6 protein-coding genes and 4 pseudogenes are annotated in these 8,818 nt (G+C 37.2%); 4 read left to right on the forward strand and 6 right to left on the reverse strand.

What is annotated here, in order from left to right; genetic code table 11:
- Positions 1–553: 553 nt before the first annotated feature.
- Positions 554–946: pseudogene (locus tag F6K27_RS21800) on the forward strand (IS1 family transposase); the annotation flags it as partial.
- 235 nt (positions 947–1,181) lie between these two features.
- A pseudogene (locus tag F6K27_RS21805) lies at positions 1,182–1,362 on the forward strand (IS1 family transposase); the annotation flags it as partial.
- Between the two features lie 611 nt (positions 1,363–1,973).
- On the opposite strand, the gene F6K27_RS21810 reads toward F6K27_RS21805, so the two are convergent.
- From F6K27_RS21810 to F6K27_RS21835, 6 genes are all read right to left on the reverse strand, one after another.
- Complete coding sequence (locus tag F6K27_RS21810; RefSeq protein ID WP_287279271.1) at positions 1,974–2,672, reverse strand: rhomboid family intramembrane serine protease; 699 nt, start codon at positions 2,670–2,672, stop codon at positions 1,974–1,976.
- Positions 2,673–3,181: 509 nt separating this feature from the next.
- Complete coding sequence (psbV2, locus tag F6K27_RS21815) at positions 3,182–3,685, reverse strand: photosystem II cytochrome PsbV2 (protein WP_287279270.1); 504 nt, start codon at positions 3,683–3,685, stop codon at positions 3,182–3,184.
- 153 nt (positions 3,686–3,838) lie between these two features.
- Positions 3,839–4,330, reverse strand: coding sequence for a photosystem II cytochrome c-550 (psbV, locus tag F6K27_RS21820; RefSeq protein ID WP_287279269.1), 492 nt, complete (start codon positions 4,328–4,330; stop codon positions 3,839–3,841).
- A 131-nt stretch (positions 4,331–4,461) separates the two neighbouring features.
- Positions 4,462–4,647 (reverse strand): translation initiation factor IF-2 N-terminal domain-containing protein, encoded by a 186-nt coding sequence (locus tag F6K27_RS21825; RefSeq protein ID WP_124143902.1) that lies wholly within the window; start codon positions 4,645–4,647, stop codon positions 4,462–4,464.
- A 54-nt stretch (positions 4,648–4,701) separates the two neighbouring features.
- Entirely contained in the window at positions 4,702–5,682 is a 981-nt protein-coding gene (accD, locus tag F6K27_RS21830; RefSeq protein ID WP_287279268.1) for an acetyl-CoA carboxylase, carboxyltransferase subunit beta, read from the reverse strand.
- Between the two features lie 296 nt (positions 5,683–5,978).
- Complete coding sequence (locus tag F6K27_RS21835; RefSeq protein WP_287279267.1) at positions 5,979–6,806, reverse strand: A24 family peptidase; 828 nt, start codon at positions 6,804–6,806, stop codon at positions 5,979–5,981.
- A 584-nt stretch (positions 6,807–7,390) separates the two neighbouring features.
- On the opposite strand from F6K27_RS21835, the pseudogene F6K27_RS33905 reads away from it, so the two are divergent.
- Together F6K27_RS33905 and F6K27_RS21845 are read left to right on the forward strand one after the other, a co-directional pair.
- Positions 7,391–7,486 (forward strand): annotated as a pseudogene (locus F6K27_RS33905) (helix-turn-helix domain-containing protein); the annotation flags it as partial.
- Between the two features lie 894 nt (positions 7,487–8,380).
- Positions 8,381–8,594: pseudogene (locus tag F6K27_RS21845) on the forward strand (IS701 family transposase); the annotation flags it as partial.
- Positions 8,595–8,818 lie beyond the last annotated feature (224 nt).

The raw sequence follows: 8,818 nt of genomic DNA on the forward strand, positions 1-8,818 counted from the left end.
GGCGATCGCAAGCCAACGCTGTTGTTGGAGTTATAGCAATGAGCGCTGGTATATTTACAAATTGTAGTAGGGGCAAAAGAGCTAGAAGTCTTATATGATCGGCAATTTATTCCCCCTGTTCCCTGTTCCCTGTTCCCTGTTCCCTGTTCCCTGCGCACAGCGCTATAACTAGATTTCAACTTTGTAGCTCTTAGACTTACCTTTTTAAATCATACGGTTAAGCATGACACATTGTACGAATAATATCATGTCCGCAGTTTATCATTTGTGTAAAACCAAGGGTGAATATCTACAGGAAATTTACGTTTTTTCAAGCTTTTAAGCCTTCTTCCCTCTCTCCTAGATAACTAAAACCTTCCTCCTTCTTCCTTCTTCCTTACCTTCACGCTTACAATACCGATGCTACCGGACATGATATAAATCTAGTTCCATCAAGGTAAATATAGATTCCAAAAAGCCCTCTGTTTGTCGTCCTGGCATACTATAAATGGCGTTGTCAGAAAAGAAGATAATTCAGAGAATGATCAGCGTCTAGAGCTCAAGGAGAGATGTCATGGAATGTCCAGAATGCCACAGCCACCACATCCATAAAAATGGTCACGCGAAAAGGTAAGCAAAATTATATCTGTGTCAAGTGTGGCCGTCAGTTGCTCACAGAATATCAACATAGAGGATACAGTAATGATCTCAAGCGCAACTGCTGGAAAAAGTATGTTAATGGCATGGGTTTTCGTGCCATAGAGAGAATTACAGGAGTTTCACGCACAACGATTATGGACGGGGTTAAACTCGTGGGAACACTTCTACCAGATGCTTACGAGCGCAGAAACTATCCCAGAGGTAGGAGAATTGGAGCAACTGGAAACCTTTGTTGGAAAAAAAAATCAAATCTGGCAGAGGAGCTGCTGTAGAGCATTTTCCCACCGGGATTTTAGGTTGGGTAGTAGGTAGGGTTTGCGCTCATAAAGTCTGTTGGTGGGGGTAGGAGACAGGAGACAGGAGAAATGGGGATGAGCGAGGAGGTAGTAGTAAAAATTGTCCCTTTATTTTTCTGCCATAATCATCCCAAAATACTAGCATGCATGAGCTCCCTAGACCGAAAAGCTTGCACTTTGTTAAAGACAAAAAAAGGCAGCAAACCAATATCAGTCAATGCTTTGATATTTAATCAGCAAGCCCTAGGTAACCATAGTGCAGAAACATTTATGGTACTATGGCAGACTATTTCCTGGTGGCAATGTTACTTTTGGGTGAGGGATGGTAATCCAGTTGATCGCAAATTTATTCCAGCAGGAGATCAGATTGTGAGCAAGACTTACATGACTGGTGTAGAGGGAGAAAATACACGCGCTACGTCATTACTGAGCTATGTTAGATGGCAATGTGCGCTGGCATATTTACAAATTACAAGAGGTGTCCAATAGCTAAAAGTCTTGTATTATCGGTCTTTTATTCCCCCTTCCGGAGCTGTTGCCAGATGAGCTGTTGCCTGCGCACAGCGCTATACATCGCAAAACCTTGTGCTATTCCAAGTCTGTTGAAATGTTAAAGCACTCAATTGACTACTGATTCATTACCTTAAGTTGAAAGAAATCCCTGTTCCCACCCTGTCCCTATAATTCATCCTTTAATCTGACAACGCCCTATAATATAAATAGATTGTAGTGTCACCATTAATTCAATTGCCACATTCATTACTGTATAACTATATACATTTAGATGCTCCTCTAAGCCCAGTCTTCCTTTGATTCAACCATTGCCCTATTACCTCTGGAGATAACCAAAATGTCAAACTCCCCCTCTGTTTTAAGGACACATCATATTCAGACCAGTTGCTGAGGAGGTACTTTAGACTGAAACTTGGACTTGGAATTACTCATGTCTACGTTGATGTAGGTTTTTTGTGCCACGCACTTTTATTTTTACCCTATTTCCTTTCTTTGTGCAACAAAGCCCTATGAAGCTTTAAGTATTTATTCTGGCGAGGAAAATAATCCTAATAAAGGACCTAGAATAGCTCCAAAGACAAAGCCTCCAGCATGAGCCCAATAAGCTATACCACCTGCTTCCATGCCAATATTGGCTGGTGCATTAAGACTAGCAACACCATAAAATGCTTGCTGCAAAAACCAAAAACCTAGGAAAAAAAATGCTGGAATACGAACGGTGGTAATAAAAAATCCTATGGGTAATAATGTGAGAACCTTAGCTTTGGGAAATCTGAGAATATATGCTCCCATAACACCAGCGATCGCTCCACTTGCACCCAAGGTGGGAATAGCTGAACCGGATGAGAAAAACCACTGGGATAAAGATGCTAGTACACCACAAGCGAGATAAAAAATTAAAAATTTCACATGACCTAAACAGTCTTCTACATTATTGCCAAAAATCCAGAGGAATAGCATATTTCCACCCAAATGCAACCATCCTCCATGTAGAAACTGAGAACTGAATAAAGTTAGCCACTCAGGAAATTGGGAAGTTGGCAGTGGAACTGAACAAGTATTGCTGAGTTGACAAGGAACTACAGCCCAAGAATAAAAAAACTGCCTAAGTTGAATATCTGACAAACTAATCTCGTACAAAAATAATAGGACATTAGTTACAATTAAGCCGTATACTACAAAGGCTGTTTTGCTAGTAGGGTTTTCGTCGTTTAGTGGAACCACAGTTATCTTTCCTGTTTTGCAACTTGTTAACTAATAATAGTCGTGTCTATACCACTATGTTCTTCTTTCCTACTTCTATATATCAGGACTTACCTAGAGCTACTGTATCTGATAGGGGTGAACGGCCGTTCCCATCTACAGATGGTGTATGATTTGATATTTTGCGCAAGTCCTGTATATTTTAATTTTATTGAAACTTTTTAGATAGAAGTTAAAAGTATTTACAATTATTAGACATCTCCAATAATAAAAAATAAAATCAATTATCCCACATAAATTATCAATTATTTCCCCTTAATCCCTACTCTCTACCCCCTTTTCTGGAGATTTCTATTTGAATTGAAATTAATACACCACTTTTTCTTCTCAACTATCAATTGTTGAGTCTTACAATCTACATCCTAGGCTATAAGTTGTAAATAAACGAGGGCGAAGCGCTATAGTGATTTAAGGAGGGTGTTTTTTAATTTGTCAGTAAGGATATTAGTCTGAAGTTTTCTAGAACGATGTCAATTTTGTTCAACTCCTTGTGCTCCCCAAGCAGGAGCTTTTTGTGCAGCTCTCAAAATAAATGCGCCCATCTGTTCTACTTCAGCTTGGGACATCCAGTTTTCGGTAACTTGACGACAAAAATAAGTATAATCACTACCGTCATATATCATAGGGTCTCTGAAGAAAGCAACTAAATTATTAATATTATCTCGTGGTGGTGTTGCTCCTTCTAAGTTTTTGAGGGATAGAGATATTGGAGGGTTGACTAAATTTGCTCCTCCTACATGACAGTTAAGGCAATTTTTGGCAAAAATTTGTTTGCCTGTGGATAAATCTTCAGCAGAAAATTTCTTTGTTTCTCCTTGTTCATTTAGTTTAATTTCTACTGGTTGTTTAGCGTCTAAATATCTGTTTACATAGGAATCTACAGCAGCTTCGGCTGATTGAGTATCAAAAATTATTACTTGAATAATAATTAATATAGCTAGCAGAAAACGAATCAGTAATGATTTATTTAACATACTATTTTTCTAACTTTAATTAAGTACAAATCTAGAATAAAAAATAATCGATTTTAGATTAGGGTTTAATGAAGAAAAAAACAATTTTTTTGTCTCCCATCAAAAAACCAATAATCTAAAATCATTAGTCAATATTTCAAAGAAAAAGGAATTTTAACGGAAGATTTTGCCGCCGCCCCATTGTTTGCCTAAAACTTTAGGCTGTACGAGAATATAACCAGCGATCGCATATAAATCATCCTCTGTGAGATTTCTCATTTCTGGATAAATATCGGCACTCTTTATGCTGGGGTGAAACTCAAATATCTCAACCTCCCCATCATAGGTAGTAGGATTTATCATGTAGTCTATGAGACCTTCTATGTTATCTCGTGGCGGATAGGCCAAAGCTAAAGCTTCTGGACCAAGACCAATATCAGGATTAGTTTTGGTTATCCCTCCGACATGGCACTGGGAGCAAACATTATTAAATTCGCGCTTGCCTCTGGCATATTCCTTAATCTTAAGTACAACTTTTTCACCTTCATCATTCAGAGGTAGAGTCCGGTCGTTATCTGTTAATTCGGCGGCTGTGGCTATGTTAACGAACGTTTGAAACGTCAGAAATACAATGGCAACTACAGCTATGAAAAATTTTTTCAACATTCTTCTCCTTAAAACTGGCAAGTTAATCAACTAACACAGATACATTTATTACTTCAGATTTACTGAACTTTGATCTAATTTTTATTTATCAGTGGTCATGTGTCAATTCGTCAAGTATTTATCAACTCCGATCAAGAATTAGATTTTTGTTCTTGGGCTAATAAATGAGACATGATTGCTTTAGCATCCTCTAAGGCCAAACGGGTCTGAGAGTGTTTATAAGAAATTCCCATTTGGTCACAAAGACGAAGTACCTCGTCTACATGGACATTAAAATCTTCTGCTATTTCCTGGATTGATATATCTGCGAAACCCATAACATTTCTTCAATTCATAAATAATTAAAAAAAATCCCTTGAAGCACTCAAAATCTAATTCTGAGGCATAGTTTGAATTTTATTGTCATTTGTAATGGAATTATGTTGTTCTGCCTGAAAGGGTAAATGGCAGTATGGCCCTGCTTCTAATGACTTAGTAGAAGTAGGAGCAGCAGGATGAATTTTATGAAGGCGAATTAACTGAGCCAGAGTTTTCTTTAACTGAGTACGAGGTACTATTATGTCTATAAAACCATGTGCCAATAGATATTCAGAGGTTTGAAAGTTTTCAGGTAGCTTTTCACGGACAGTTTGTTCAATAACTCGTCGTCCCGCAAAACCTATTGTTGCCTTTGGTTCAGCGATAATAATATCTCCAAGCATGGCAAAACTTGCAGTAACGCCACCTGTAGTTGGATGGGTTAAAACTGGAATATATAGCAGTTTCTCTTCTCGATGACATTCTAAGGCTCCGGATATTTTGGCCATTTGCATCAGGCTCAACATTCCCTCTTGCATTCTAGCCCCACCGGAAGCACAAATAATTATTACAGGTAAGCGCTCTTTAGTAGCTTGTTCTATTAATCTAGTCAGTTTTTCTCCAACAACTGACCCCATACTTCCTCCCATAAATTGGAAGTCCATCACTCCCAAAGCTACGGGTTCAGCTTCTATGTTGCCGATACCTGTTTGTACAGCATCTAAAAGCCCTGTTTTTCTTTGATATTCTTCTAGACGATCACTGTATGCTTTGCGATCGCGGAATTTTAAAGGGTCTGTCCCTCTAATTTTTTCGTTAATTGCCATCCATGTGTTACTATCTATTAAATGCTGAATCCGCTCATTGCCGGATATTTTCATGTGGTATCCACATTCGAGACAAACCATTTGATTAGCTTGGAGGTCTTTTGTGTAAGTTAAAGCACCACAAGCTTCACATTTGATCCAAAGTCCATCAGCAATTTCTCGTTCAGGTCTCTGTTGAGAGTTCTGGGCTGATTTTTGACGATTTGCAAACCAATCAAATAGAGACATTAAAATAAATTAGAGTTAATTATTAAGTGATTAAATTTTTGCTAAAGCGTTGTGTTTTTCACCTATTCAGGTTAATAAGTATACAATATAGAGCTATGACTATCAGCTAATACAAAATAAACTAAGGTCGTTTTAATTCAAAAAAAATCTGTAATAGTTTAAAAAGTTTGGCTTTAAATTCTGGTTATTCTACTTAGTTTTTGTCTGCTTAGAAAAGTTTTAGCCCTAAGTATCTATACTTTACATCTCCTGAGTAATACACTCTATCTAAGAGTAATTGACTTCATCCAGAAAAATTAGGATGAGAATCCAGGGAAAAATAGATTGAAGTAGGTTGATAATATACCATCACCCCACATAACAGTCAAACCTGCTCCCATTGCTAAAAAAGGCCCGAATGGTATTGGTTGTTTTCGGTCTAGCCAACCTAAAGCGATCGCTCCTCCACCTACAAATGCTCCCATAGTACAGGCGAGAAAACAAGTTAATAGTAGATATTTCCAACCTAACCAAGCTCCGATCATGGCTGCTAATTTGGCATCTCCTCCACCCATAACTGTTTGCCCGAAAGCTATTGAACCGAATATAGAGATTAAGTCAAACAACCATAAACCCAGGACTGCGCCGATAATACCAACCATTAAAAAATTGATTAGATTATTTTCTTGAATATTTTTCTCTAATATGGTAATCAACTGGAAGCCTAAACCCAAGACTAATCCAGATTGTGTGAGAGGATTAGGTAAAGTCATGGTATCTAAGTCAATCATAGACAGAGCAAGTAGCCAACTGAAAAAAGTCCAATAACCTAAGGTGGAAATTGTAGTTCCAAATTTCCAGAAAACTAGCAAAAATAAGAAACTTGTAATGACTTCTACTAAGGGATAGCGGATAGAAATTGGACTGTGACAGTGGCCACAACGTCCACATAACCATAACCAAGCAAATATTGGGATATTTTCCCAGGGTTTTAATTTACTTTGACAACGGGGGCAGTGAGAGGGAGGCAAGAGTATAGATAATTTAGAAGGTATGCGATAAATGACGACGTTGAGAAAGCTGCCAATGGATGCACCAAGGGCAAATATAATTAGGGTAAGAGGCCATATTCTCAGTAAGTCCATATTCGGTTAATAAATTTTTGATTCAATTAGTTCTACAGGGACGAAAAATTCACCTGGTAATAAAATTGGCCGATGGGAGAATATTAGACTAGCTCTGTAACTGACAGGACTAATGGCTACACCAAAGGGATGTCTTAGCAGATCAGGATGAGTTTCCAGATAAGTGCGATAGAGTAGTTTAGCCAATTTCTGCAGGGACGGGGGAAGTAATAAAGCAATAGTTGGATCTAAGTATTTTACTGGTCTTTTTTGTGTAGCTTTTACCACGAGGAACCCTGATTTGAAGAAGTAGTCAGTAGGACTGATACTGTTTCACAAGTCATCCATCGAGTGTGTAATTCTGAGGTCCTCTTTCTTTCGGAAATGCTACGCAAACAGAATATAGGACACACTTCATTACAGTCATGGATTGAGATTATACAAACTGAAAATTTTTATTGACACTAATCTTGAACGATTATTTCACCGAAAAACTGGTTCTGAAGTCTCGCCCTTTGAGGGCGACTTTTCATTTACTTTTGGTTTGATAAATATGGTATCATTTCGTTAGTGTACGAGTTAAATTATGAAAGCTCAGATATAAGTATCGTATTTATCCAACATGCCAACAAAAACAACGATTAGCACAGCTATTTGTTTGTGTCCGTGTGGTCTGGAACGATAGTCTAGCTTGTTGTTAGAAACAGTATACTTCAGGCCAGAAAAAACCGACTAATTCCGAGCTACAAAAACTCTTTATTACTCAACCTAAAAAAACTGAAGATCAAGAATGGTTATCAAAAGTTTCTGTTGTACCATTACAACAATGATTAAATGATTTAAACCAAGCTTATCAAAACTTCTTTAAGTCTACAAAAGGTCAAAGAAAAGGTAAAAAAGTTTTACCTCCAAAGTTTAAGGAACGTAAATCAAGACAAACAGCTAGATTTATCTTAAGAGGTTTTCAACTACATGAAGACAAAGTATACTTGGCCAAAATAGGCTATTTAAAAGTAGTTTGGTCAAGAGATTTACCAGGATAACCATCATCAGTAACAGTAATCAAAGATTCAGCTAATAGATATTTTCTCAGTTTTGTAGTAGAAGTTCAACCGCAAATACTACCAGGATCTAGCAATTCTCTGGGTATAGGTTTAGATATCAAAACTTTTGCTACATTGAGTAATAGTAAAAAAGTAGGCGCACCAAAACCATTAAAAAAACGAATTATTAGCCAAGCACAATGGAATGAGAGCTTGATAAATGAGCGTCGTTTACAAATTATGAATAAAGGGTAATCAGACGAAAATTAGGAATGAATTTGCTCTGATTATTGATGATTCTGGACATAGGAAAAACGAATGCAACCGAGCTGTATGTTCCCTGCGACTCGCAAGGCCACTAAATGAATAGTAGTTCTGTAAAATCGGCAACTGAAATTGATTATTTAATTACAAATAAACCATATAAAAGTGTGACAGGAGAATGGATAGTTATATGATGGCCGGTTGAATACTTATAAATAACGACGGAAGAGTCAGGAGTCAGGAGAAAAAAAGAAGGAAGTTTTTTATCACTAATTATCCGGACATGATATTACTACTTTTTCCCAGAGAAACTATATCAAAAAATTTTATAGAGAAGCGAAGGGTTGGTTAGGTTTAAGAGAGTATCAAGTGATAAATAAAACCAGTTTAATGCGTCACTTTATTCTAGTTTTTACTGCCTATACTTTCATCCTGTATCAACAATTAATGGGAGGGCTGAGAAAACGCCCGTGCTCATAAACCTTTGACAAATTTTACAGAAACATGATTAAGCATTTCTCACAGGTATTTCTGAGGTTGGAATAGTGGAGATTTATAGCAATGAGCGCTGGCATCTTTACATGTTACATAGATATTTGCAATGTAATATAAAAGTAACTGTATGAGCTGTATTTTTCATAAATTAGGCGATCGCTAAACCTTAAAGTTTTAAGGATGTCTGTAATGGTATTGATAATTTACAGTTTATAGCTTGAAATTGTTTAC

This window comes from Okeania sp. SIO2F5 (assembly GCF_010692685.1).
GTDB classification, from domain to species: Bacteria; Cyanobacteriota; Cyanobacteriia; order Cyanobacteriales; family Microcoleaceae; genus Okeania; species Okeania hirsuta.

Excerpts from the sequence above, each read along its gene's own strand:
- psbV2 (WP_287279270.1), bottom strand. The coding sequence starts at position 3,685 with ATGTTAAATAAATCATTACTGATTCGTTTTCTGCTAGCTATATTAATT.
- psbV (WP_287279269.1), bottom strand. The coding sequence starts at position 4,330 with ATGTTGAAAAAATTTTTCATAGCTGTAGTTGCCATTGTATTTCTGACG.
- F6K27_RS21825 (WP_124143902.1), bottom strand. The coding sequence starts at position 4,647 with ATGGGTTTCGCAGATATATCAATCCAGGAAATAGCAGAAGATTTTAAT.
- accD (WP_287279268.1), bottom strand. The coding sequence starts at position 5,682 with ATGTCTCTATTTGATTGGTTTGCAAATCGTCAAAAATCAGCCCAGAAC.
- F6K27_RS21835 (WP_287279267.1), bottom strand. The coding sequence starts at position 6,806 with ATGGACTTACTGAGAATATGGCCTCTTACCCTAATTATATTTGCCCTT.